Origin of the sequence: Janthinobacterium lyxosi, assembly GCF_051380665.1 — a bacterium.
GTDB lineage: Bacteria > Pseudomonadota > Gammaproteobacteria > Burkholderiales > Burkholderiaceae_D > Janthinobacterium.
The window spans coordinates 37948-61825 of record NZ_JBNYXM010000031.1; the positions used below are offsets into that span (position 1 = coordinate 37948).

A 23878-nucleotide genomic window follows, 5' to 3' on the forward strand; every position below is an offset into this window, starting at 1 on the left:
CCATGCAAACTTTGACCTTCCTGCGCACCCTGGGCTGTGCGCTACTTTGCCAGGTAACCCTGGCTGCGCACGCCGACCCCCTCAGCTACGCGCGCTACGACCAGGTGCGCACGCGCGACCTGCAGCTGGACCTGAAAGCCGATTTCAAGCAAAAGACCCTCTCCGGCTATGCCGAGCTGTCCTTGAACTGGATCGACCCGGCGGCGCGCACCCTGGTGCTCGATACGCGCGATTTGTCGATCGCGAAAGTGCAGGTGCAGGACAAGCGCGGCGCATGGCAGATGGCGCCGTATCAACTGGACAAGGCCGACCCGGAAAAGGGCCAGGCGCTGAGCATCACTACCACGGGCCAGCCGGGCAAGGTGCGCGTCTACTATCACACGGCGCCCAACGCCATCGCGCTGCAGTGGCTCACGCCGCAGCAGACCATGTCGGGCAAGCTGCCTTTCATGTTCAGCCAGTCGCAAAGCATCAACGCCCGCTCGTGGGTGCCGTCGCAGGATACGCCGGCCGTGCGCTTTACCTACAGTGCGCGCATCGATGCACCAGCAGGCATGCGCGTCGTGATGAGCGCCGAGAATGACGAAAAGGCGACGGGCAAGGGCGGCTGGAAATTCAGGATGCCGCAGCCGATTCCATCGTACCTGCTGGCGATCGCCATCGGCGAACTGGACGTGCGAAAACTCGGTCCCCGCTCCGCCGTGTATGCGGAACCGCCGCGCATCAAGGCGGCCGAATACGAGCTGGCCGACACGGAAAAGATGATCCAGGCCGCCGAGGCGCTGTATGGTCCGTATGGCTGGGGACGCTACGACATGATCGTGCTGCCGCCATCGTTCCCCTACGGTGGCATGGAAAACCCGCGCCTGACCTTCCTCACGCCGACCATGATCGCGGGCGATCGCAGCCTGGTCGACCTGATCGCGCATGAACTGGCCCACTCGTGGTCGGGCAACCTGGTCACCAACGCGTCGTGGAAGCACATGTGGCTCAACGAAGGTTTCACCACCTACGTCACCACGCGCATCGTCGAGCAGCTGTATGGCAGCGAAGTGGCGCAGATGGGCGTGCAGGTCGACCAGGAAGAACTGGCCGCGTCGATCAAGGAATTGCCAGCGGCGAAAACGGCGTTGATCACGCGCGATGCGGATGCCAATCCCGCGGAAACGTACACGGACGACGGCATCATCTACCCGAAAGGCGCCTGGTTCCTGGCTACCATGGAGCGCCGTGCCGGTCGTGCCGTGTTCGATCCTTTCCTGCGCGGCTGGTTCGACCAGCATGCGTTCCAGAGCGTGACGACGGAGCAGTTCATCGCCTACCTGCGCAAGAACCTGCTGGCGCAGCATCCGGAGGTGATGCCGGAAACGGAACTCGATGAATGGCTGTATGGCACCGGCGTGCCGGCCAGCGCGCAACGCGTCGTCTCGCCGCGCCTGGCGTTGCTGGACCAGCACCGCGACGCCTGGCTCAAGGGTGAGCTGGCGACGAAAGAGCTGGGCATGGAAAAGTGGGTCGCCATCGAATCGATGCACTTCCTGAACGACATCAACAACAAGGCCAGCGCAGCGCAGTTGCGCGAACTGGACCAGGTCTACAGCGTGGGCAAGAGCGGCAACAATGAAGTGGCTTACCGCTTCTACCTCGCTGCCGTCAACGCCGGCTACGACGTGCAGCCGCCGCTGCAGGCATTCCTGATGAGCGTGGGCCGCCAGAAGTTCGTCGTGCCCCTGTACAGCGCCTTGATGAAAACGCCGCAAGGCCATGCCTGGGCCAAGGACGTGTATGCGCAGGCGCGCGCACGCTACCACCCGGTGACGCAGGAAAGCGTCGATAAATTGATGGCCGCGCAAGCGCATTGAATCTTCTTTGGACATTCTGACCATGCATACCATGAACCGCCTCGCCGCCGCCATCGTGCTGGCGTTTTCCAGCATCACCATGCCGGCGCTGGCCTTTGACGCCGCCCCCGTCGTTGCTGCCGCGCCGGCGCCCGCGCCTGCCTTTGATCTTGACCGCGACGTCGCCACCGCCCTGAAAGTGTTCGACGTGCCCGGCATGGCGATCGCCATCGTCAAGGATGGCAAGGTTATCACCGCCAGGGGCTTTGGCGTACGCAAGCTGGGTGAACCGGCGGCCGTCGATGCGCAGACCCTGTTCGAAGTGGCATCGAACTCGAAAGGCTTCACGGCCGCCGCGTTGGCCATGCTGGTTGACGATGGCAAGGTGGCCTGGGACGATCCCGTCACCAAGCACCTGCCCGGCTTCCAGATGTACGATTCCTACGTGACGGGCGCCATGACCGTGCGCGACCTGCTGACGCACCGTAGTGGCCTTGGCCTGGGCGCGGGCGATTTGCTGTGGTGGCCGACCACCACGTTCAGCACCGACGAAATTATCGAGAAGCTGCGCTACATCCGTCCGGCCACGAGTTTTCGCAACAGCTATGCCTACGATAACCTGCTATATATCGTGGCCGGCAAGATCATCGCCGACAAGGCGGGGAAAAGCTGGGGCGAGGCCATGCACGAACGCATCCTGGCGCCACTGGGCATGACGGGCACCACCACCAACCTTCTTGAGAACGCGGGCAAGCCCGACGTCGCCAGTGCGCACAGCAAGATCGACGGCAAGATCGCCGCCGTCAAGTCCATGCCCGTGCCGAATGCCGTGGGTGCCGTCGGTATCAACACGAATGCGGAGGATATCGCCAAGTGGATGATGGTGCTGCTCGATGGCGGCAAGATCGCTGGCGTGCAGGACAAGGATGGCAAGGAAGCGCGCCTGTTCAGCGAAAAGCAGGGCCGCGAAATGTGGACGGCGCAAACGCCGATCAAGATTCCCGAGCCGAAGCCGGCGCTGGCAGCGACCAAGCCGAATTTCAGCGCATATGGCCTGGGCTTCCAGCTGCGCGATTACAGGGGCATGAAAGTGGCCATGCACGGCGGCGCGTTGCAGGGATTTTATTCGCGCGTGGTGATGGTGCCGGAAGCAAAACTGGGCGTGGCCATTCTCACCAATGCGGAAAATGGCGGTTCGATGACGGCGCTGCAATGGCGCATCCTCGATCATTACCTGCAGGCGGCGCCGTCGGACTGGCTGGCGCTGGTGGCCAAGGTGGAGCAGGACCAGCATGCCGAGGAAGTGAAAAAGCAGGGCAAGGCGTCGAGCGCGCGCGCGGCGAAATCGCAGCCGTCGCTGCCGCTGGCCGCGTACGACGGCGAGTACGAGGATGCCTGGTATGGCAAGGTCGTGATCAAGCCGGAGGGGAAAAAACACATCCTCAGCTTCACGCGCACGCCGGACCTGACGGGCGAGCTGGAACACTGGCAGCATGACACCTTCATCGTGCGCTGGAAAGAGCGCAATTTCAACGCCGATGCCTACGTGACGTTCTCGCTCAATCCCGATGGCAGCATCGACAGGGTGAAGATGGCGCCCGTGTCGGCCGAGACGGATTTCAGCTATGACTTCCAGGATTTGAGCCTGGTGCCGGTGAAGCAGAAAGAGGGTAAGAAGTAAAACAGGAATCAAAAGGCCACCGCGAGATGGCCTTTTTCACACTATGGCTTGACGAATTTCAAGGTCATGCGGTCGCTCTCGCCGATGGCCGTGTATTTGGCCCGCTCCACATCCTTGTTGGCGTAGGTCGGCGGCAGCGCCCAGACGCCGCCCTGGTGGTCCGCCGTGTCTTTTGGATTGGCGTTGATGTCGGACTTGGCCGCCAGTTTGAAACCTGCGCCTTCGGCCAGCTTGATCACATACGCTTCGTGCATGTAGCCGCTGCTGGCCGTGGCATCCTGCGCCTTGTTCGCTGGCAGGCGATGCTCGACGACGCCGAACACGCCGCCCGGTTTCAGGCTGTCATACACTTCCTTGAACAGGGTCTGCATGCCTGCTTCGCCGATGGGTATCCAGTTGTGGATATTGCGGAAGGTGAGCACCATGTCGGCTGTGCCCTTGGGCGCGATGCGGTAGGTGGCGGGCGGTGCGAAGGCGCCGAGTTCCACCTTGTCGAAAGCGGCTGGATTGGCGTCGAGTTTTTGCTGGAAGCGCGCCGCGCCGCGGCGTGCGCCTTCGCTGGCGGATTGCGGATCGTTGCCGGCGGCGATCAGCTTGCCGTTGTCACGCAGGTAGGGCGCCAGGATCTCCGTGTACCAGCCACCGCCAGGCGCCAGTTCGACCACCGTCATGCCCGGCTTGATGCCGAAGAACGTCAGGGTTTCATACGGGTGGCGGGCACTGTCGCGTAGCGCGTTGGCCGGCGTGCGCGCACTGCCGGCGATGGCTGCCTTCAGGGCTGCGTCGCCTGCATCGGCGGCCAGTGCCGCACCGCTGCCGCCGCAGGCCAGCATGACTGCCAGGGCCGAGGCCAGGGATACTCGCTTCATCATCATATGCTCCATGCGTGATTGGATCGGTTGGTGAGTTGGTGGCGATCGCCATCAATGCCGATCATCGGGCAAGCACGCCGGCCGGTCAAGCAGATTCCGTACTCCATGCGGCGGCATACGCGGGCATTTCGTTGGTGTTGAGCGCATCGGCGAGGGCCGCGCCACGGCCGTGCGTAAACGGCAGTTCGCCCGTCCAGACGGCATGCGCCATGTCGGCCGCGTCGTCAAGCGGGCCGCCTTTGCGCAGCTTGACGGCGCATTCGTCGAGCGCGATGCGCAGCACGGTGGTGGCCGCGTATTCCTTGGCGCTGCCGCCGCGCACGTGCGCCAGGCGTCCCGACGCCAGCTTTTCCATCAACGCATCCATGGCCGCATGCTGCTGGCCGATATCGCTTACTTTTTCAAACTGCCCGTACACCATCGCCGAGCGGTAATTCATCGTGTGGTTGAAGGCGGAGCGCGCCAGTACCAGGCCGTCGAGATGGGTCACCGTCACGCACACGTCGGTGTCGTTGACGAGTTGCTTGAGCATGCGACTGCCATTCGAACCATGGATGTACAGGTGGCTGCCGATGCGCCAGCAGGCTGTCGGGATGCAATGGCTGCCCTTGTCGTCGCGGAAGGCGATATGGCACAGGAAGGCGGCATCAAGGATGTCGTACTGAGTGGCTTGCTCGTAGCTGGCCAATTCGGCGACGCGGCGCACGCGGGTACGGGGGCTGGGAGGCAGGGCGGTAGCGGTCATGGTGGCAGTCCGGTTGGTTGAAGAAGCAGGCCGCACTATAATCGGCATCTGGCTCTGAAAAAAGATCCAGGGATGACAAATAATGTAGAGCCATAAGGAGGCGTATGGATTTTTCTTTGCTGCTGGGTGCGTTCGAGCGCACGCACCGCGAGCGGGGCTGGCCGCGCCAGCGCCTGCTGCATGAATGCTTGCGCGCGGCGATCCGCGGCGGCCAGCTGGCTCCGGGCACGCGTCTGGCCGCCACGCGCGTGCTGGCGGCCGAACTGGGACTGGCGCGCAATACCGTGCTGTACGCCTACGAGCAGCTGGCCAGCGAAGGTTTTGTCTTGCCGGACCGGCGCGGTACCGTGGTCGCTGGCAGCGCCGGCGTGCCGGTGGCGGCGCCGGCGGCCGGCAGCAAGGATGGCTTGTCGCACCGTGCCCGGCATTTGCGCGGCGTGGCGGGACAGGATGTGAATGCGACAGTGGTGTTTCCTGCTGACGCGATGGGCGCGTTCGCGCCTGGCGTGCCTGCGCTGGACGAATTTCCGCTGGCGCAGTGGCGGCGCATGCTGGACCGCGCGTGGCGCGCGCTGACGCCGCGCCAGCTCAATTACGGCGACCCTGCCGGCGAGCCGCAGTTGCGCATGGCCATTGCCGACCATTTGCGCGCCGCGCGCGGCGTCGTGTGCGATGCGGGCCAGGTGTTCATCACGGACGGCACGCAGAGCAGCCTCGATGTGTGCTTGCGCGCCTTTGCCGACCAGGGCGATACCTTATGGATCGAGCACCCCGGCTATGGCGGCGCGCTGGCGGCGGGCCGTGGCGCCGGCCTGCAGGTGACGGGTATTGCGGTAGACATGGATGGCATCGCCCCGACAGACGACGACTGGAACGCGGCGCCGCCGCGCCTGATTTACACGACGCCGTCGCACCAGTATCCGACCGGCAGCGTGCTCAGTCCCGCGCGCCGCATGGCGCTGCTCGAACGCGCCCGTGCCGCAGGCGCCCTGATCATCGAAGACGATTACGACAGTGAATTTCGCCATGGCGGGCCGCCCCTGGCTGCCATGCAGGGATTGGTGGCAGACGCGCCTGTCGTGTACCTGGGTACCTTCAGCAAGACCATGTTTCCCGCCTTGCGCATCGCCTTTATCGTCGTGCCGGCCGCGCTGGCCGGGGCCTTCGCGCAGATGCAGGCGCAGGGCGCCGCGCGGGGCCGCGTGGCCGAGCAGCTGGCGCTGGCCGAATTCCTGCGCAGTGGCCTGTTTGCGCGCCATGTGCGGCGCATGCGCCGCCTGTATCGCCAGCGCCGCGATGCCTTGAGCGAGGCCTTGCAGCGCCATGCATGTGGCGGCGCGGCCATCCATGGCGGCACGGCCGGCATGCACCTGGCGCTGCGTTTTCACGATGGCGCATGGGATGACCTGGCGCTGAGCCGGAGCGCCGCGCAGGATAGCATCGTGGCGCTGGCGCTGTCGGCGCATGGCACGGGCGACAGGGTGGGCGAAGGCGCAGGCTGGAACGGTTTCCTGCTCGGTTATGCGCAGGTGCCGGCCGAGAACATGGATGGCCTGGCGCGCCGCCTGGGCGCGCTGCTTGCACAAGCTGGCGCGGCTGGGCAGGCGAAGCGGGCACAATAGGCCGTTGCCTGGCCGAGGAAGACGATTACCCATGATACTGAGCTGGAAAGCCCCCGTTGATTACAATGACAAACTGACCGGCTCCTACGACAAGCAGCATGGCGCGTATGAGGCGGCACTATCGAATTTCGACTACCTGGCGCTGCTGCAGGGAACAGCGTATCCGTCCGACATGGACAGGCCTCCCGTGTATTTCGTCTGCACCAGGGAAAAGCTCCTGAAGCATGACTGCCTGTGGCTGCTGGGGGACGTGCCGCTGGTCTCGGCTCGCCTGGCCGGGTTTCTCGCCGACGCCACCGGGCAGGATATCGAGCTGATCCCCCCCGCATGCATCATGGCCGGTGGGCAGTTGCTGGAGCAGCCGTTTTACATACTGAACGCGGCTCACCAGGTGCAGGTGGTCGACCTGCAGCGTTCAAAAGCGGAAACCGATGATGCTGGCAATGTCATTTACTTCACGCGGACGTTTTTGCGCGACGAGGAACTGGCGCCCAGGCATATCGCGAGAGATGCGCAGTCGGGCGACCTGTTGATTTCCAGCGAGTTGGCTGGCCTCATGAAGGCCGCGTGCTTCAACGGCGGCAAGAGCCTGGGGTTTTATCGCGCCGCAGGACATTGGCAGCCTGTCCTGGAATGAGATCGCATGGCTTACTGCTGCTCCAGCATCCACTGCTTCAAGCCGTTGACCCAGTTCTTGGCGGGCAGGTTGAACTGCTTCTTGATGGTGGCGGCGCGTTCGTACAAGTCGCTGAAGTCTAGCGATGGCGATTTTTTGAAGGCCAGCACGACGATGTTTTCATCTTCCATTTCCGGTACCCAGACGACGGCGTCGAAGACCAGTTCCATCGCCTGCAAATTCTTGTCGTAGTTGGGAAAGTCGCCGAAGACATTCGTGCACATGATGCCGTCGTCTGCCAGGCAGTCGAAGCAGGCCTGGTAGAACTCGGGCGTGTCGAGCACGGGGCCGCGCGCGTTCTGGTCGTACAGATCCACTTGCAACGCGTCGACTGTGCCATGGTTGGCAGGATCGAGCACGAAGTCGAGCGCATTCATTTCGCGTACATCAAGGCGCGCGTCGTTCGGCGGCAGCGCAAACTGGGCGCCGCAGATGGCGATCACATTCGGATTGAGTTCGATGGCCGTGACCGAGGCGTCGGGGAAGCGGCGGTAGCTGAATTTGGTCAGTGCAGCGCTGCCTAGTCCCAACTGCACGATGCGTTTGGGCTGCGTCTTGAACAGCATCCACATCATCATCATCTGCACGTATTCGAGCTCGATGGCGTCGGGCTTGTCCAGGCGCATCGCGCCCTGCACCCACTTGGTACCCAGGTGCAGGTAGCGGATGCCGCGGTGTTCGGTGGTGGTGGCCGGCGGATGGCCAGGATGGCTGAAAGCGGTATTGCTGGTGGAGATAAAATCGGTCGTCATGGCGCCAGTGTAGCAGCCGCATGAAAAAAGACGCCGTAGCGTCTTTTTGGTGGTGCGCTCAAGATTGTTTGCGGCGTCGCGCCAGGAAGCCCAGTATGCCCAGGCCGGCCAGCAGCATGCCATACGTTTCCGGTTCGGGGACCGGGGCCAGGTTCAGGTTGAAGGTGCCACCATAGCTGCCGCCTTTGCTGCTGCCCATGACCGTGAGGATCATCGGGCCGTTGAACAGCAGGGTGGTTGGTGCCAGCACTTCGCCCTGGGCATAACCGAAGACGGTGGGGCCGCCAAAACCGGTCAGCGAGATACCGTTCAGATTGGCGCTGGTGAAGTTGATGGAAGCTGGGTCGCTGCCCGTGACCGACAGGTTGGCAAGGAAGGCTTGCGCGGTCGAACCGAAGGTTGCATCCGGGGTGAAGGTGAACGTATCGGTAAAGGCGCCTAGGGGACTGGGGGTGGCGTTGAAGCCTCCCGTCCACAGGTTGCCGGTGGTGTTGGTCAGGTTGATAGTGTACGACGCAGCATATGCGCTGCCGATGGTTGCAGCGCCCAGTACCGCTGCTGCGATGAGTGATTTCAGTTTCATATTTATCCCCGCGAAAAAACGATTAATGTTTCAAAAAAACCGTGCCGCTCAGATAAATTATCGCCAAGACATTTCATTGTCAATCAGCTATTTTTATATCATTATGCAAACTTAAATAGCTTATTTCTAACATACGGGCATGGCGCTCATATGGTTGCATTATTGAAAACTATAATTGTCAATATTTTACTGAAAAATAATCATGCGGTATGTGATCTAAAAATCGTTACATCAGGAACTAATTTCTGTCTAGCAAGGGAAGAATCAAGGTCACCGCCAGTCCACCGCCTTCGCGGTTGGCCAGGGTGATGCGCCCGCCATGCGCTTCGGCAATTTCGCGTGCCAGGGCCAGGCCCAGTCCGGTACCGCTGCGCTTGGTGGAATAAAACGGCACCAGCGCGTTTTCCAGCACGGCACCGCTCATGCCCGGCCCGCGGTCGCGCACTTCGATGCGCAGCTGCCCTTGCGCCTGGCTGACGTGCAGGCCGATATGCTCTTCCCGCGAGCCCGATTCCAGCGCATTCTTGAGCAGGTTCAGCAGCGCTTGCTGCATTTGCGCCGCATCGAACACGGCCGTCTGCGCGGGCGGCGTGCCGTCGAGCGTGAAAGTCGCTTGCGAGGCCAGGCTGGCGAGGAAGGGTTGCCACTCGCACGGCGTCAGGCGCGGTGCGGGCAGCTTGGCAAAGCGCGCATAGCCGAGGATGAAGGTTTCCAGGTGACGCGTGCGCTCCTCGATGGTAGCGAGGATTTGCGGCAGGCGTTCGGTCTGGCCGCGGCGTACCAGCTCGGCGCCGGAATGGGCCAGGGAGGCCAGTGGCGCCAGTGAGTTGTTGAGCTCATGGCTGATGACGCGGATGACTTTTTTCCAGGTTTGCACCTCCTGGCGCCGTAGTTCCAGGGTCAGTTGGCGCAACAGCAGCAGTTCGTGCTTGCGCCCGTTCAGGCTGAAGCTGCGCCGCGCCAGGTGATACACCTCTTCCTGTTCCCCCTCGCCGCTGGTAAACAAGCCGTCGTTGCGGCGCGCCAGCGCTTCGGCCAGGGCCGGTGCCGCCTCGCGCACGATGTCTGCCAGGTGGCGTCCTTCGAGCCGGCGGCCGTGGTGCAGCAACTGGCGCGCGGCCAGGTTGGCGTACACGATGGCGCTGCCCTCGGCCACCAGCAGCATGGCCACCGGCGTGTTTTGCACCATGGTGTCGAGCAGCAGTTCGCGCTGCACCAGGTCCAGGCGCTGCTTGCGCAGCACGTCGCCCAGCGCATTGTGGGCCGCCACCAAGTCGGCCAGTTCATCGTTCTGCGGCCAGCGCAAGCTGAAGCCGAAGTCGCCGTCCTGGTAGCTGGCGACCGTGCCGCTCAAGGCGCGAAACAGCGACAGCATCGCTTGCAGCTGCGCGCGGATGGTAATGATGGCCACCGGCAGCACGCACAGCAGGGTACCCGCCAGCACCAGCAGCGGCTGGCCAGGCAGGACATGCGCCAGCAGCAGGGCGATGACTATGCCCAGCACCAGCAAGGTGACGATCAGCGCCGTCCAGCGCGTGAGCAGGGAGAGGCGCATGGGGCGGTCTGCCATCAGCCGCGCGCGATGCCCAGGCGTTCCATGCGCCGGTACAGCGCCTGGCGTGACAGCCCCAGTTCCTGCGCTGCCTGCGCCACCACGCCGTGCGCGCGCGCCAGGGCGGCGACGACGCTGTCGCGGTCCGGTTCCGTCGCGGCGGCATCCTGCGGCGCGCGCAGCGATGGCGCACCCGCCAGTGGCAAGCCCGTTTCCGGCGCGTGGATTACCGGTCCTGCCGTCAGCAGGCTGGCGCGCTGCATGACGTTTTTCAGTTCGCGCACATTGCCCGGCCAGCCGTGCGCCAGCAGGGTGGCCTGCGCCTGCGCATCCAGCGTTTTTTCGCTGCCCAGGAAATGCCGCGCCAGGACCAGAATGTCAAGCGGGCGCTGGGCCAGCGGCGGCAGGCGCAGTTCGATCACGTTCAAGCGGTAGAACAGGTCTTCGCGAAACGTGCCCGCCTTGATCATTGCCGGCAGGTCGGCGTTGCTGGCGCTGATGACGCGCACTTTCACTTGCCGCTCGCGGTTCGAGCCGAGGCGCTCGAAGCGTCCTGTTTCCAGCACGCGCAGCAGTTTCATTTGTCCGGCCAGCGGCAGGTTGCCGATCTCGTCGAGGAACAGCGTGCCGCCGTCGGCCGCGTCGAACTTGCCATCGCGCGCGCGCGTGATGCCGGTATAGGCACCCGCCTCGGCGCCGAACAGTTCCGCCTCGATCAGCTCGACCGGCACGGCGCCGCAATTGAGCACGACGAAGGGGCCGCTGGCGACCTGCGAATTGGCTTGCACGATGGCGGCGATGCGCTCCTTGCCGCTGCCGTTCGGCCCGGAAATGAGCACGGGCACGTCGGCCCGCGCCACTTGGCACGCCAGGTGCACGACGCGTTCCGTGGCCGGGTCTTGCCACACCATGCCGCGCAAGTCGAAGTCGTGTTCCAGGGCGTGGCGCTGGCGCTGCTCGGCCACCATGCGCTGTCGCAGCGCACGGTTGGCCTGTCCCAGTTCCAGCAGGTTCTGCACGCTGGCGATCAGGCGCCGGTCATCCCATGGCTTGGCCAGGTAGTCGGCCGCGCCGGACTTGATTAGCTCGACGGCAGCGTCGAGCTGTGTCCATGCCGTCAGCAGGATGACGGGCAGGTCGGGGTAGCGCGCGCGGATGGCGTGGAACAGCGCGCTGCCTTCCTCGCCCGAAGTGGTGTCGGCCGTGAAGTTCATGTCCTGCACCACCAGGTCGATGGCGTGGCGTTCGAGCAGGTGCAGGCCTTCCTCGGGCGAGGCGGCGCGCACGGCGTCGATCTCATGCAGAGAGAACAGCACGTCCAGCGCGATGGCCACGGCGGCATTGTCGTCAATAATCAGTACGGTAGGCATGCGTGCAGCATATCACTCAGGTGCGGGCTCAGGTACTGCGGGTGGCAGTGGCCGGCGAAATGCTGGCCGCGCGCCATGCCGGGCCGTACACGGCGCCCAGGCCCAGCAGCCAGAATACGCTTGCGCCGGCCAGCAGGTAGGGCAACGGCAGGCGCGCCATTTCCAGCTGGCTCACCAGCAGCTGATTCAAGCCCAGCGCCAGCAGCACGCCGCACGCCACGCCGACGCTGGTGATCATGAAGTTCTCCATCAGGAAGTAGCGCAGGATGTCGATGCGGCGCGCCCCCAGTGCGCGGCGTACGCCGATCTGCTTCCTGCGCTGCGTCACCCACAAGCTGGCAATGCCGACGATGCCGCTGGCGGTCACCAGCAGCAGCAGGGTCGACACGGCGATCAGCATCCAGGACAGGCCACGGTCGGCCCGGTAGCGTGACGTGCGGTGCTTTTCCAGCGTATCGGTGCGCACCAGCAGGCGCTCGCTGGTGGAAGTGCGGATGGCTTGCTCGGCCTCCCTCATCAGGCGGTCGCGCTGGCCAGGCTCGGCGCGCACGGCGTACAGCAGCGAGTCGCGCGAACCCGTCAGGCGCGCCGGCAGGATCAGCGAATGCTCGCCCTGCGCGCTGACCTGGCCGACCTGTGTCTGCAACCGCTCCACCACGCCGATCACGCGCATCTCGTCGTCATTGTCACCGGTGCCGTTGAGCAGGGTCTTGCCGACAAAGCTGCTTTCGCCAGGCCAGATCTTTTGCGCCGCTGCGAGCGTCACGATGACCACCTTGGGAAAGATTTCATCGACGTTTTCATCGATTTCCGGCACCTCATCGGGATGGAAATCACGGCCTTCCACCAGCTTCAGTCCGTATGTCTTGACCAGCGAGTCAGGCGTGAAATACATCGACGTGGTGGCGCTGGCCGTGGGCTGTCCACGCTTGATGGAGACATTGGTGCTGCTGCCGGAACGCGACAGCACGGCCTGCGAGGTCTGCGCCACGGAGAGCACGCCGGGCAGGCCGCGCAGCAAGGCGGCCTGGCGTTTCTGGTCGGCCAGCTGGCGCTGGTGGCTACCTTTGTCCATGCTCTGGATATTGACATAAAAAATGTCGTTTTCAGCGGCCACGCCGGTGGGGCGGGCGGCGATCGCCTGGCGCAGGTTAACGATATGCAGGGCATTGGCCAGGATGGCCAGGCTGATGGCGACCTGCACGGCGACGAGTACGGCGCCGGTTTTGCTGCGCATCAGTGCCGACAGGATGGGGCGGATTTCCATGTTGAACCTCATTGCGGTACGGTGAATGTCATTGGGATTTGAGCTGTATCGCCGGCGTCACCTGGCAAGCGCGCCAGGTGGGCAGCAAACCCGCCAGCAGGGCGGCCAGCACGGAGACGGCAAACGTCAGCAGCAGCATCGGGACATCCATGTGCGCCACGGTGCCCAGTTCCTTCGATTGCGAACGCACGACGGCCAGCGCGGCATACGCCAGCAGCAGGCCCAGTACGCCGCCGGCCAGGCCGATGACGCCCGTCTCGATCAGGAACTGGCGAAAGATGTCGCGCCGCGTGGCGCCCAGCGCACGGCGGATCCCCACTTCACTGGCGCGTACGGAAAATTTCGCCAGCAGCAGGCCGATGGTATTGACCAGGCATAGCAGCAGGAAGCCGAAGGCCAGCCAGGCCGCCAGCTTGTTGTCGTTGTCGACCACGTTCAGGAAAACCATCCATTCCTTGACGTTGTACAGCGCGTTGGGCGCGTGGCGCGGCATGCGGCCCAGCTTGCGCTGCTCGGCAGCATAGCTGTCGAGATATGCCTGCAGCTCGCCACGCTGGTCGGCGCTTTCCATCTCGAACCAGAACTGCAGCCAGGTGCAGTCCGAGGCCAGGGTGCCCTGGAAACCGGGGCCGCGGTCGACGCCGCTGCAGGCCATACCGCCGTCATGCCGCGTCTCATGGCGGATGGCGCTGGCAAACGGAATGAAGAATTCATCTTCCGTGCCAAAGGCGCCCTTGCTGCCGATGATGCGGTGTATGCGCGGCACGGGATCCCAGTGATCGAGCACGCCGCTGACCAGATATGGCTGTCCCAGCACCATCACACGCCGTCCCACGGGATTGACCGTACCCAGCAGTTTTTCCGCCAGCGATCGGCTCAGCACGATGACGTCGGCGCCGCTGGCGTCATCGGCTTCGCTCCATGGCTGACCATACAGAAAGGGGACTTCGAACATGGCGAAAAAATCGCGCGTGGGCGCCAGGCCCTGGGCCTGGAAGGCGCCGACATCCGTGCGTGCCGGCTCGACCGGGCCGGCCACGCCGTACATGACGGTGCGGCGCACGCCCATGTTGCTGGCCATGAAATTCTTCGCGTCGGTATAGGCCAGCTGCGCCTGGCCGAAGGTGGGCTTGGCGCCCGGCACATAACTTTTTAAGGGGACGACGTCGATCATCGGCACGAACAGGCGGTCGCTTTTGTGCGGCAGCGGATCGCCGGACATGGCGTGCAGGATGGTGACGGTGGAGACGCTGGCGGCGACGCCGACGGCCAGCGTCAGTATCATCAATGCGGTCAGGGCGCGGTTGCGGCGCAGGCTGCGCAGGCCCAGCTTGAAATAGTAGCGGAACATGTTCTCTCCTTACGCGGTCACGGCGTGCTGCGGCCTGGCCGACAGCGTGGCGCCGTGTTGCACCAGGTCCGACACCTGGCCGTCGATGATGTGTACATTGCGCTGGCTGCGCAGTGCCAGTTCCGGATCGTGCGTGACCATCAGGATGGTGGTGCCCTGCGCATTGATTTCTTCCAGCAGCTCCATCACGCCGCGCGCCATCTGCGTGTCCAGATTGCCGGTCGGTTCATCGGCCAGCAGCAGCTTGGGCGAGCCGGCCAGCGCGCGCGCGATCGCCACGCGCTGTTGCTGGCCGCCCGACAATTCGGCCGGATAGTGTTTCATGCGCGACGCCAGGCCCACCTTGGCCAGCGCCTCCTCGATGCGTTCCTTGCGTTCGGCGCGGTTGAAGCCCCGGTAGCGCAGCGGTACGTCGACATTGTCGAACAGCGACAGGTCGGGAATCAGATTGAAGCCCTGGAAGATGAAACCGAGTTTTTCATTGCGCAGGCGCGAACGGGCATTGTCGTCCATGCCCCTGACGTTGACGCCGTCGAGTATGTATTCACCGTCGGTGAATTCTTCGAGCAGGCCGGCGATGTTCAGAAAACTCGTCTTGCCCGAACCGGACGGCCCCGTGACGGTGACGAATTCACCTTGTTGCACATGGATGTCGAAGCCGCGCAGCGCGTGCGTTTCGATCATGTGGGTGCGATAGACTTTGCTCAGGTTTTGCATGCGCAGCATGGAGGGCCTCTTGTAGAGTGAGATGAAGGAGATTCAGTTGAGCGAGACGCGGGCGGCGTTCGCGAAGTTTTCCGTACCGGCGACCACCACCTTGTCGCCCAGTTTCAAGCCGTCGAGGATTTCCACGGCCGAGACGCTGGTCGCGCCCAGTTTGATCGGCGTGCGGATGGCCACGCCGTCGCGCACGACGTAGGCGAAACGGCCACCTTCGGCTTCGACGAAGGAGCCGCGCGCCAGCATTAGCACATTCGGCTTTTCATCGATCAGGAGGCGCGCCGCCACGCGCTGGTTCTGGCGCAGGCCGGCCGGCTGCGCGCCATCGAAACGCACGCGCGCCAGCACCTGGTTTTTCACCACTTCGGGCGACAGCGCCGACAACTTGCCGGTCGCCCTGATGACGCCCGTTTCGATCTCGGCGCGCATTCCCAGGCCCATGTCGGCGACGTAGGTTTCCGGCACCTCTAGCTCGACTTCCAGCTGCGACAGGTCGACCAGGGTCATCAGCGCCGTATTGGCTTGCACCACGCTGCGGTTGGCCACCGACAGGGTGCCGATAAAGCCGTTGACGGGCGCGCGCACGGTCAGTTCATCCACCCTGCGCTGGGCGTTGTCGCGCACCAGGCGCTGGCGTTCGAGTTCATTGCTTTTTGTTTTCAGGGCCAGGGTCACGTCTTCGCTTTCCAGCCCCGCCGCCTGGGAAGCGTGCTTGCTGCGGATATCGGCCGAATTCAAGGCATCCTTGGCCTTCTGGTAATCGATCTTGGCGATGATGCCCACCTGCGCCACGCTTTCATAGCGTTCGAGCGTGCGCTGTGCGGACAGGCGCTCGATTTCGGCCGTATCGGCTTCACGGCGCGCCAGCAGTTTCTGCTTCTTGGCCAAAATCTGCTGGCGCGCCACTTCCGCCTCCAACTGCTGCACGCTCGATTGTTCGCGCTTGAGGGCGTCGGACAGGTCCGGCGACTCCAGCACGGCCAGGATGTCGCCTTTCTTCACGGTGTCGCCCGCCTTTGCTTTCAGCGTGACGGTGGCCACCGTGGTCGAATACAGGGTGGGGCTGATCGAGGCAACCACGCGGCCGGTGACGGCTGCGTCGCGGATCAGGGTGCCGCGCGTGACGTCGGCGATGCGCAGGCGGCTGCTGTTGACGGAATGCTCGCTGTTGCGCCAGCCGGCAACGACAGCGATGGCGGTGCCGATGACGATGACGGCGCCGACCAGCAACAGGGCGCGCTGCTTGTGGCGCTGGCCCGGCGGGGCGGACAGTACGGCGTCTTGGGAGGAGGTATCGCGGATCATGGTCAGGTCTCGTGAAGGATGCCTTTTCCAATGCACGATCCGTGCCAGTTATTAAGCCGTTGATTTGAATGGGAAAAATTTTTGGCGTCCGGCTGTCCGCCGTGTCCGCGCTGTCCAGCATGTCCGTTCGCGCAGGTTGCACTTGATAAATTGACAATCGCCTGCATCTGCTGTGACGACTCCTTTTTTGACTCATCCCCAGGCGCCATGCATCCATTCCTCCAGCAACTTTTCCCTGCCCGTGCCTCTGCGCCGCCGCTCGATTATCCTTTCGCGCGCAGCGACGTGGCGATGCTGCAGCGGTTGACGGGCGAGGCGCCATCGCTCGATGGCCAGACCTGGAACGAGCTGCTGCTCGACCAGTATGCGGCGCAGCTGGCGCGCGAGACCAGTATCTTCGGCCAGCAGGAGCTGCACCGACGCTTGAGCAGTGGTCAGGCCGATCCTGCCTCCATTGCGCGCGTCCGGCGATTGCTGGCCGATCCGGCCCAGGCGGCCAGCCTGCAGCGCGCCTGCCTGCCCTTGCGTCAGGCCGATACGGAAGTGAGTGAGACCCTGTTCGGTGCGGCGCTGGCATCGGCACCCTGGTGGAGTGCCTGGCTATGGCTGGTGCCGCTGGCCTTGTTGCTGGCCATCGCCGCCAGCTGGCTGGTGGGTTGGCCAGTGCTGTTTGGCGTGCTGGCTGCCTGTGTTGCGCTGATGACCGTGCAGGTGCGTTTTTACGAAAGTGCCAAGCTATGGGAACGTACGCTCGATACCTTGCGTCACCTGCTGAAAACCCGTGTCGCGCTGGTGCGGCTCGATGTGCCGGCAGCCTTGCCATTGGCTGCCGGCGGCGCGCAGGCGGCGAAGCTGACGCGCGCCATCGAGCGCTCGCTAATGCATTACGTGCCCTTCATCGATACGCTGCTGGTCGAGTATGGCGACTGGCTCCTGCTGAAAAACGTCAAGCGCTATTTCCGCACGCGCCAGCTGGTGGCGCAGCAGCTGGCCTTCCTGCGCGACAGCTTTACCCAGGTGGCCCAGCTGGAGGCGGACCTGGCACTGGCGCGGCAGCTGCGTGCGGCGCCCGTGTTTTGCTGGGCGGGCACTGCGGCACCGCGCGCGCTGGCCTTGCAGGGCATGCTGCATCCCTTGCTGGAGAACGCCGCGCCGCTGTCGTTCGGCGTGCATGGCAAGGGGGTCTTCATCTCCGGCCAGAACGGTATCGGCAAGAGCACTTTGTTGCGTTGCATCGGCTTGAACCTGGTCTGCGCGCGGGCCTTTGGCTTTTGTCATGCGGACAGCGCTGATGTGCCGCGCCTGGCCGTGTATGCGAGCATGCAGAATGAAGACTCGCTCGATGGCGGCGAGAGTTTATATATCGCCGAGCTGCGGCGCGCGCGCGAATTGCTGGCGCTGGCCGAAGCGGGGGCGCCGGCCTTGTTCCTGATCGATGAGATTTTCCGCGGCACGAACCACCTCGAATCGGTGGCGGCGGCCGCCGCCGTGCTGCATTCCCTGGCCGCGCGCCACCTGGTGATCGTCTCGTCGCACAACCTGGTGCTGGGACCGTTACTGGAAGACTGCCTGGCGCCGTGGTGCGTGCGTCGCAGCGACGCTGGCGCGCTGCTGCTCGCGCCTGGCGTGCTGCAGGCCACGAATGGCATCGCCCTGCTGGCGCAGCGCGGTTTTGACGCCGGTATCGCGGACAAGGCCGGGCGCGTCTTCGACTGGCTCAGCACGCACATGGCACAACCGGCCGATTGCGGCGGCGTGCTCGAACGGGCCTGATGGCCGCGCGCTACTTTTCCTGCTTTTCCGGCGTGCTCTTGTCGATCACTTCGCGGCAATCGCCGCGGATGATGGCGTTGTCGTAGTTGGTCCAGCCGTAGCTGTCGACGTAGCGCTTGTGCTGCTTGAAGCGGGGGCTGGCGATGCTCCATTCGGGCTGTTCGCCGGCAAAGCGGATGTCGCCCAGGTCGAGCAGGGTATGGAACATGTTTTCCGTCGACAGGCGTGCTTTTTGATGGCGTTGCAGCTGCGTTACCTTGTCCGGATAGTGCTGCTGGAATTGCGGTGAATACCAGACGAAGGCGGGCACGTGGAATTCGAACTGCGTGTTGTGGCCGTGGAAGGCCAGGCGGCAGGTGCCGTCGTACAGGGTCTGGCCGTGATCGGCCACGTAGACGAGCGAGCTGCGCAGGGCGGTTCGCTGGCCATCGTCCTTCAGCATGCCGATCACGTTCGACAGGAACCAGTCCGTGTACAGGATGGAACTGTCGTAGCTGTTGTTCAGCTGCGGCTTGATGGCCGTGTCCGTGTAGACGGGCTTGTCGACGCCGAACAGCGACGGTTGCCACTTGTCGAATTGCTTGGGATAGCGCTGGCTGTAGTTCCAGTGGCTGCCCAGGGTGTGCAGCACGATGAGTTTTTTCGGTGCCGGGTCGGCCAGCGCGTTCTTGAACGGATCGAACAGGATCTGGTCGAAATTCGAATTGTTGGTAAAGCCGCCCAGGTTCAGGAATTGCACCACGTCCGCTTCCTTGGCAAACACGGACACGGGCGTGTCGAACTGGCCGAACGAGATCTGGTTCGACAGCCAGTAGGTCTTGAAGCCCGCTTCCTTGTAGGCGGTGAGGAAGGATTTTTCCGAGAAGCCATCCTTGAGGCTTTGCGTGGCCGGCTTGCGCGAGATGATGACAGGCACGGACAGGCGCGTGGCCGAGACGGCCGTGATGACGTCGGCCAGCGGCACCAGGTTGCTTTCCTGTTTCAGCAGGGGATTGGTGTCGCGCTCGTAACCGTTCAGGCTCCAGCGGTCGTAGCGCGACGATTCGCCGATCACCATGACCACCACTTCCGGATGGGGATCGGGATGTTGCTGGTGCGCGCCGAAACGGAAGCTGCTGCTTTTCTGTCCCAGCTCGGCCAGGTATTTGCGTTCCTTGTAGAAATCGAAGCCGCGCGCGGCCAGGCCGAAGGGCCAGGAATTGCTGACGGTGTCGAACGCGTAGGGCAGGCGCGCCCAGTGGGGCAGGCTGGGCCAGCCCAGGCCCGTTTCATCGGCGCCGGCGATGCTGGCGTTCTCCGGCTTACTGCTCTCGTCATCTTCCTCTGTCGCCTCGTCGTCGGCCGAGCTGGCGTCGCCGAAGCCGGAGGCGCCCGCCTTGCCGCTGGCCGCCGGCGTGCTGGCTTTGGCCGGCGCGGCGGCGCGATGCAGGGCCTTGGCTTCGAAACCGAATTCGTAGCCATACAGCCAGAAGCCACCCAGCAGGACCAGCAGCAGGAAGGCGGCCGGGCGCGTCTTGCCACGCCAGTCCAGGTCGCGTGCGCGCGTGGCCGCCAACCAGCTGACAGCACACCAGGCGATCACGCCCAGCATGACAGCGCCCATCAGCCACACTTTTTGTCCCAGGAATTCCATCGCTTCCTTGGGGCTGGTTTCGAAGATGATGCCCAGGTGGTGCGTGGAAATGCCCTGGCCATAGAAGATGAACAGGTAGATTTCCGTCGGCAGGGCCAGGAAGGCGGGCACCAGCAGCCAGTGGAAATACGCGGGGCGCTTGAACACGCTCCAGACGGCCAGCCAGGCCAGCAGCTCGAAGGTGAGTATCTGCCAGGGATGTTCGAGCGCACGCCCCAGCAGCGCAGGGATGAAGGGCACGGCCGTCAGCAAGGCATACGTCAGGAGCAGGAACAGATTGGCGGGGCGAAGCAAGGAGCGCATAAGGGGAGGCAGCGAAAAATGTCCGCTATTATCAATCCTTTTGTTGTCTTGCGGTCATACAAGAATGCGCGCGTCCGATACTTGGCCACAGGGAAAGAATGCAAAATCATCAATCGCTTTGGCATGCCGTCGTCCGCGCGTCGCGGCCAAAGATTAGTCAAAATGCCACAAAAATGCCTTTTTTTTGCCTTTTTTTATAGCAAAAAGCGGTAAACTGATTGACCCCCTGTAACACAAGGTCTAGACTAGCGAGTTCTCGATTTTATTCTGCTCATCGTTTACGTATTGCTTGGCACTTTTTGGCCGCTCCTGATCGAGTGGCTGCGGGCGCCTCCGGTGCGCAGTAGATGAAAGCGGGACGAGGTTTTAGTCGCCGGGCATCTTGCCCGGGTTATTAATCGTAGTTTTTTGTTGGATTTATAACGATGCCAACCATCAATCAATTGATTCGCAATCCACGCGTCGCTTTGACCGTGAAGAGCAAATCGCCGGCGCTGGAAAACAGCCCGCAAAAACGTGGCGTCTGCACACGTGTTTACACCACGACTCCAAAGAAGCCTAACTCGGCTCTGCGTAAAGTCGCTAAAGTTCGCCTGACCAATGGTTTCGAAGTCATTTCGTACATTGGCGGTGAAGGCCATAACCTGCAAGAGCATAGTGTTGTGCTGTTGCGCGGCGGTCGCGTCAAGGATTTGCCGGGTGTGCGTTACCACATGGTTCGCGGTGCCCTGGATACCCAAGGCGTTAAAGACCGTAAGCAATCGCGTTCGAAGTACGGTACCAAGCGCGCTAAAGCAGGCAAGAAGTAATAAGTTGTACGCAGCAAACCCAAGTTTCGCTCAGTGGCAACTAGCTAAGTGAATGTAGTCGACCGCATCTGGTCGAGTAAGTGGAAGACTATGATGGTCGTCCGCGAGTGTGCGAAGACCGCGCGCTCAACTGAAGATTGAAAGGAATTGATATGCCACGTCGTCGTGAAGTACCCAAGCGCGAAATTTTGCCAGATCCAAAATTCGGCAACACTGATGTCGCTAAATTTGTAAACGTGCTGATGCTGTCCGGTAAAAAATCGGTTGCAGAAAACATCATCTACGGTGCTTTCGAGCACATCGCAGCAAAATCGGGCAAAGATCCGCTCGAAGTTTTTGTTACCGCAATCAACAACGCCAAGCCATTGGTTGAGGTGAAATCCCGTCGCGTCGGTGGTGCAAACTACCAGGTGCCGGTCGAAGTTCGCCCAGTCCGTCGTATGGCTCTGTCCATGCGTTGGTTGCGTGAAGCTGCTAACAAGCGCAGCGAAAAATCGATGCCACAACGCCTCGGCGGTGAGCTGATGGAAGCGGCTGAAAGCCGCGGCGGCGCGATGAAAAAACGCGACGAAGTCCATCGTATGGCTGAAGCGAACAAAGCGTTCTCGCATTTCCGCTTCTAATATAAAGCCAGCTACCGCAAGGTGGCTGTCAAGCATCTGTTGTTCGAGGCCGGGCTCATTTTTGCAAAAAAATGCTGCTCGGTTTTGTCCATTCATTTAGGATTAATTATGGCCCGCAAGACCCCCATTGAGCGCTACCGCAATATCGGTATCTCCGCTCACATCGATGCAGGTAAGACGACCACCACCGAGCGCGTTCTGTTCTACACGGGCGTGAACCACAAGTTGGGCGAAGTCCATGATGGCGCTGCCACCACCGACTGGATGGCGCAAGAGCAAGAGCGCGGCATCACGATTACCTCGGCTGCTGTTACGTGCTTCTGGAAGGGCATGGCAAACAATTTCCCTCCGCATCACATCAACATCATTGACACCCCAGGTCACGTTGACTTCACCATTGAAGTGGAACGTTCGATGCGCGTGTTGGATGGCGCCTGCATGGTTTACTGTGCAGTCGGCGGCGTGCAGCCACAATCGGAAACGGTTTGGCGTCAGGCTAACAAGTACAAAGTGCCACGTCTGGCCTTCGTGAACAAGATGGACCGTACCGGCGCCAACTTCTTCAAGGTCTACGATCAGATGCGTTCGCGTCTGAAGGCCAACCCGGTGCCTATCCAGATACCTATCGGCGCTGAAGACGTCTTTACCGGTGTTATCGACCTGGTCAAGATGAAAGCGGTTATCTGGGACGACGCTTCGCAAGGCATGAAGTTTGAATACGGCGAAATTCCAGCGAATCTGGCGGCTGAAGCTGCCAAGTGGCGCGAAAACATGGTTGAGGCCGCTGCTGAAGCGTCCGAAGAACTGATGAACAAGTACCTGGAAGAAGGTGACCTGACGGAAGCCGAGATCAAGGCTGCTCTGCGTCAGCGTACCATCGCCAGCGAAATCGTTCCAATGCTGTGCGGTACCGCCTTTAAAAACAAGGGCGTACAAGCAATGTTGGACGCGGTGATCGAGTATCTGCCATCGCCAATCGACATTCCACCTGTCCCAGGTCTGGACGAGGACGAGCAGCCAGTTGAGCGTGCAGCCGACGACAATGAGAAATTCTCGGCATTGGCGTTCAAGATCGCAACCGATCCGTTCGTGGGTCAGCTGTGCTTCATCCGCTGCTATTCGGGCACATTGAATTCGGGCGATTCGGTCCTGAACTCCGTGAAGCAGAAGAAAGAGCGTATTGGCCGTATCGTTCAGATGCAAGCCAATGAGCGCGAAGAAATCAAGGAAATGCGCGCTGGCGACATCGCCGCCGTCGTGGGTCTGAAAGACACCACCACGGGTGATACGCTTTGCGACGAAAAGGCAAGCGTGGTTCTGGAGCGCATGGTCTTCCCTGAGCCGGTGATTTCGCAGGCAGTCGAGCCAAAAACCAAGGCCGACCAGGAAAAAATGGGCCTGGCGCTGAACCGTCTGGCAGCAGAAGATCCATCGTTCCGCGTGCGTACTGATGAAGAATCGGGCCAGACCATCATCGCCGGTATGGGCGAGTTGCATCTGGACATCATCGTCGATCGCATGAAGCGCGAATTCAACGTTGAAGCGACCGTCGGCAAGCCACAAGTGGCTTACCGCGAAACGATCCGTAAAGTGTGCGAAGAGTCGGAAGGCAAATTCGTCAAGCAATCGGGTGGTCGTGGTCAATACGGTCACGTGGTTCTGAAGATCGAACCGCAAGAACCGGGCAAGGGCTTCGAATTCGTTGACGCGATCAAGGGCGGTACCGTTCCTCGCGAATACATTCCTGCAGTTGAAAAAGGTGTGCGCGACACGCTGACTTCGGGCGTGATGGCTGGTTACCCAGTTGTTGACGTTAAAGTCACGCTGTTCTTCGGTTCGTACCATGATGTTGACTCGAACGAAAATGCATTCCGCATGGCCGCTTCGATGGCATTCAAAGATGGCTGCCGCAAAGCATCGCCAGTCATCCTGGAGCCGATGATGGCCGTGGAAGTGGAAACGCCGGAAGACTACGCCGGTACCGTGATGGGCGATCTGTCGTCGCGTCGCGGCATGGTGCAAGGCATGGATGAAATTGCTGGCGGTGGCGGCAAGATCATCAAGGCCGAAGTGCCTCTGTCGGAAATGTTCGGTTACGCCACATCGTTGCGTTCGGCGACCCAAGGTCGTGCGACTTACACGATGGAATTCAAGCACTATGCTGAAGCACCTAAGCATGTGACTGAAGCAATCGTAAGCTCGAAAGGTAAGTAATAGAAGTTCCGGGCCGGCTTTCACGAGAATGCCGGTCCCTACATTTAAATCATTGTTCTAAGGAAGAATAAAATGGCAAAAGGTAAATTCGAACGGACCAAGCCGCACGTCAACGTCGGCACCATCGGCCACGTCGACCACGGTAAAACCACGCTGACCGCTGCAATCGCAACGGTTCTGTCGAAG

Annotated in this window: 20 protein-coding genes; 9 read left to right on the forward strand and 11 right to left on the reverse strand. The window is 62.1% G+C overall.

Annotated elements, in window-relative coordinates; genetic code table 11:
• The first annotated feature begins 2 nt into the window (after positions 1 to 2).
• Both ACQ4WP_RS24130 and ACQ4WP_RS24135 read left to right on the forward strand, forming a co-directional pair.
• Complete coding sequence (locus ACQ4WP_RS24130; RefSeq protein WP_436525057.1) at positions 3 to 1862, forward strand: M1 family metallopeptidase; 1860 nt, start codon at positions 3 to 5, stop codon at positions 1860 to 1862.
• Positions 1863 to 1884: 22 nt separating this feature from the next.
• Entirely contained in the window at positions 1885 to 3522 is a 1638-nt protein-coding gene (locus ACQ4WP_RS24135) for a serine hydrolase (RefSeq protein WP_436525059.1), read from the forward strand.
• Between the two features lie 41 nt (positions 3523 to 3563).
• On the opposite strand, the gene ACQ4WP_RS24140 is transcribed toward ACQ4WP_RS24135, so the two are convergent.
• Both ACQ4WP_RS24140 and ACQ4WP_RS24145 read right to left on the reverse strand, forming a co-directional pair.
• On the reverse strand, positions 3564 to 4394 hold the full coding sequence (locus ACQ4WP_RS24140; RefSeq protein ID WP_436525061.1) for a class I SAM-dependent methyltransferase: 831 nt from the start codon (positions 4392 to 4394) through the stop codon (positions 3564 to 3566).
• An 85-nt stretch (positions 4395 to 4479) separates the two neighbouring features.
• Positions 4480 to 5139: a pyridoxamine 5'-phosphate oxidase family protein gene (locus ACQ4WP_RS24145; RefSeq protein ID WP_436525063.1), complete on the reverse strand. Its 660-nt coding sequence runs from the start codon at positions 5137 to 5139 to the stop codon at positions 4480 to 4482.
• 104 nt (positions 5140 to 5243) lie between these two features.
• Between ACQ4WP_RS24145 and pdxR the strand changes: the two genes are divergently transcribed.
• Both pdxR and ACQ4WP_RS24155 read left to right on the forward strand, forming a co-directional pair.
• The gene (pdxR, locus tag ACQ4WP_RS24150; RefSeq protein ID WP_436525065.1) at positions 5244 to 6761 is read left to right on the forward strand and encodes a MocR-like pyridoxine biosynthesis transcription factor PdxR; all 1518 of its coding nucleotides are present in this window, start codon (positions 5244 to 5246) and stop codon (positions 6759 to 6761) included.
• A 31-nt stretch (positions 6762 to 6792) separates the two neighbouring features.
• Positions 6793 to 7398 carry an imm11 family protein gene (locus ACQ4WP_RS24155; protein WP_436525067.1) on the forward strand — a complete coding sequence of 202 codons (606 nt, stop codon included), beginning with the start codon at positions 6793 to 6795 and terminating at the stop codon, positions 7396 to 7398.
• 11 nt (positions 7399 to 7409) lie between these two features.
• Here the strand turns inward: ACQ4WP_RS24155 and ACQ4WP_RS24160 are convergent, their stop codons facing one another.
• From ACQ4WP_RS24160 to ACQ4WP_RS24195, 8 genes are all read right to left on the reverse strand, one after another.
• On the reverse strand, positions 7410 to 8189 hold the full coding sequence (locus tag ACQ4WP_RS24160; protein WP_436525069.1) for a spermine/spermidine synthase domain-containing protein: 780 nt from the start codon (positions 8187 to 8189) through the stop codon (positions 7410 to 7412).
• Positions 8190 to 8247: 58 nt separating this feature from the next.
• Positions 8248 to 8772, reverse strand: coding sequence for an FxDxF family PEP-CTERM protein (locus ACQ4WP_RS24165; protein WP_436525071.1), 525 nt, complete (start codon positions 8770 to 8772; stop codon positions 8248 to 8250).
• A 238-nt stretch (positions 8773 to 9010) separates the two neighbouring features.
• Complete coding sequence (locus ACQ4WP_RS24170; RefSeq protein ID WP_436525073.1) at positions 9011 to 10327, reverse strand: sensor histidine kinase; 1317 nt, start codon at positions 10325 to 10327, stop codon at positions 9011 to 9013.
• A 14-nt stretch (positions 10328 to 10341) separates the two neighbouring features.
• Positions 10342 to 11694: a sigma-54-dependent transcriptional regulator gene (locus ACQ4WP_RS24175; protein WP_436525075.1), complete on the reverse strand. Its 1353-nt coding sequence runs from the start codon at positions 11692 to 11694 to the stop codon at positions 10342 to 10344.
• A gap of 28 nt (positions 11695 to 11722) precedes the next feature.
• Entirely contained in the window at positions 11723 to 12961 is a 1239-nt protein-coding gene (locus ACQ4WP_RS24180) for an ABC transporter permease (RefSeq protein WP_436525077.1), read from the reverse strand.
• Between the two features lie 28 nt (positions 12962 to 12989).
• Positions 12990 to 14312: an ABC transporter permease gene (locus tag ACQ4WP_RS24185; RefSeq protein WP_436525079.1), complete on the reverse strand. Its 1323-nt coding sequence runs from the start codon at positions 14310 to 14312 to the stop codon at positions 12990 to 12992.
• A gap of 9 nt (positions 14313 to 14321) precedes the next feature.
• Entirely contained in the window at positions 14322 to 15038 is a 717-nt protein-coding gene (locus tag ACQ4WP_RS24190; RefSeq protein WP_426074964.1) for an ABC transporter ATP-binding protein, read from the reverse strand.
• A 33-nt stretch (positions 15039 to 15071) separates the two neighbouring features.
• The gene (locus ACQ4WP_RS24195) at positions 15072 to 16337 is read right to left on the reverse strand and encodes an efflux RND transporter periplasmic adaptor subunit (protein WP_436525082.1); all 1266 of its coding nucleotides are present in this window, start codon (positions 16335 to 16337) and stop codon (positions 15072 to 15074) included.
• Between the two features lie 207 nt (positions 16338 to 16544).
• Between ACQ4WP_RS24195 and ACQ4WP_RS24200 the strand changes: the two genes are divergently transcribed.
• Positions 16545 to 18110 carry a MutS-related protein gene (locus ACQ4WP_RS24200; protein WP_436525084.1) on the forward strand — a complete coding sequence of 522 codons (1566 nt, stop codon included), beginning with the start codon at positions 16545 to 16547 and terminating at the stop codon, positions 18108 to 18110.
• Positions 18111 to 18120: 10 nt separating this feature from the next.
• Here ACQ4WP_RS24200 and ACQ4WP_RS24205 read toward each other — a convergent pair whose 3' ends face one another.
• On the reverse strand, positions 18121 to 20046 hold the full coding sequence (locus ACQ4WP_RS24205; RefSeq protein WP_436525086.1) for a phosphoethanolamine transferase: 1926 nt from the start codon (positions 20044 to 20046) through the stop codon (positions 18121 to 18123).
• 425 nt (positions 20047 to 20471) lie between these two features.
• Here ACQ4WP_RS24205 and rpsL point away from each other — a divergent pair, with 425 nt between their 5' ends.
• From rpsL to ACQ4WP_RS24225, 4 genes are all read left to right on the forward strand, one after another.
• A complete protein-coding gene (gene rpsL, locus ACQ4WP_RS24210; RefSeq protein WP_010394376.1) occupies positions 20472 to 20855 on the forward strand; it encodes a 30S ribosomal protein S12 in 384 nt (127 codons plus the stop codon).
• Positions 20856 to 21007: 152 nt separating this feature from the next.
• Positions 21008 to 21478 carry a 30S ribosomal protein S7 gene (gene rpsG / locus ACQ4WP_RS24215; protein WP_065310159.1) on the forward strand — a complete coding sequence of 157 codons (471 nt, stop codon included), beginning with the start codon at positions 21008 to 21010 and terminating at the stop codon, positions 21476 to 21478.
• 108 nt (positions 21479 to 21586) lie between these two features.
• On the forward strand, positions 21587 to 23692 hold the full coding sequence (gene fusA, locus ACQ4WP_RS24220; RefSeq protein WP_436525088.1) for an elongation factor G: 2106 nt from the start codon (positions 21587 to 21589) through the stop codon (positions 23690 to 23692).
• 72 nt (positions 23693 to 23764) lie between these two features.
• Positions 23765 to 23878 (forward strand): GTP-binding protein (locus ACQ4WP_RS24225; RefSeq protein WP_204317187.1); only part of this gene is annotated, 114 nt, incomplete at its 3' end.

Coding starts and splice junctions, on each gene's coding strand:
- ACQ4WP_RS24130 (WP_436525057.1), top strand. CDS start 3: ATGCAAACTTTGACCTTCCTGCGCACCCTGGGCTGTGCGCTACTTTGC.
- ACQ4WP_RS24135 (WP_436525059.1), top strand. CDS start 1,885: ATGCATACCATGAACCGCCTCGCCGCCGCCATCGTGCTGGCGTTTTCC.
- ACQ4WP_RS24140 (WP_436525061.1), bottom strand. CDS start 4,394: ATGATGAAGCGAGTATCCCTGGCCTCGGCCCTGGCAGTCATGCTGGCC.
- ACQ4WP_RS24145 (WP_436525063.1), bottom strand. CDS start 5,139: ATGACCGCTACCGCCCTGCCTCCCAGCCCCCGTACCCGCGTGCGCCGC.
- pdxR (WP_436525065.1), top strand. CDS start 5,244: ATGGATTTTTCTTTGCTGCTGGGTGCGTTCGAGCGCACGCACCGCGAG.
- ACQ4WP_RS24155 (WP_436525067.1), top strand. CDS start 6,793: ATGATACTGAGCTGGAAAGCCCCCGTTGATTACAATGACAAACTGACC.
- ACQ4WP_RS24160 (WP_436525069.1), bottom strand. CDS start 8,189: ATGACGACCGATTTTATCTCCACCAGCAATACCGCTTTCAGCCATCCT.
- ACQ4WP_RS24165 (WP_436525071.1), bottom strand. CDS start 8,772: ATGAAACTGAAATCACTCATCGCAGCAGCGGTACTGGGCGCTGCAACC.
- ACQ4WP_RS24170 (WP_436525073.1), bottom strand. CDS start 10,327: ATGCGCCTCTCCCTGCTCACGCGCTGGACGGCGCTGATCGTCACCTTG.
- ACQ4WP_RS24175 (WP_436525075.1), bottom strand. CDS start 11,694: ATGCCTACCGTACTGATTATTGACGACAATGCCGCCGTGGCCATCGCG.
- ACQ4WP_RS24180 (WP_436525077.1), bottom strand. CDS start 12,961: ATGGAAATCCGCCCCATCCTGTCGGCACTGATGCGCAGCAAAACCGGC.
- ACQ4WP_RS24185 (WP_436525079.1), bottom strand. CDS start 14,312: ATGTTCCGCTACTATTTCAAGCTGGGCCTGCGCAGCCTGCGCCGCAAC.
- ACQ4WP_RS24190 (WP_426074964.1), bottom strand. CDS start 15,038: ATGCTGCGCATGCAAAACCTGAGCAAAGTCTATCGCACCCACATGATC.
- ACQ4WP_RS24195 (WP_436525082.1), bottom strand. CDS start 16,337: ATGATCCGCGATACCTCCTCCCAAGACGCCGTACTGTCCGCCCCGCCG.
- ACQ4WP_RS24200 (WP_436525084.1), top strand. CDS start 16,545: ATGCATCCATTCCTCCAGCAACTTTTCCCTGCCCGTGCCTCTGCGCCG.
- ACQ4WP_RS24205 (WP_436525086.1), bottom strand. CDS start 20,046: ATGCGCTCCTTGCTTCGCCCCGCCAATCTGTTCCTGCTCCTGACGTAT.
- rpsL (WP_010394376.1), top strand. CDS start 20,472: ATGCCAACCATCAATCAATTGATTCGCAATCCACGCGTCGCTTTGACC.
- rpsG (WP_065310159.1), top strand. CDS start 21,008: ATGCCACGTCGTCGTGAAGTACCCAAGCGCGAAATTTTGCCAGATCCA.
- fusA (WP_436525088.1), top strand. CDS start 21,587: ATGGCCCGCAAGACCCCCATTGAGCGCTACCGCAATATCGGTATCTCC.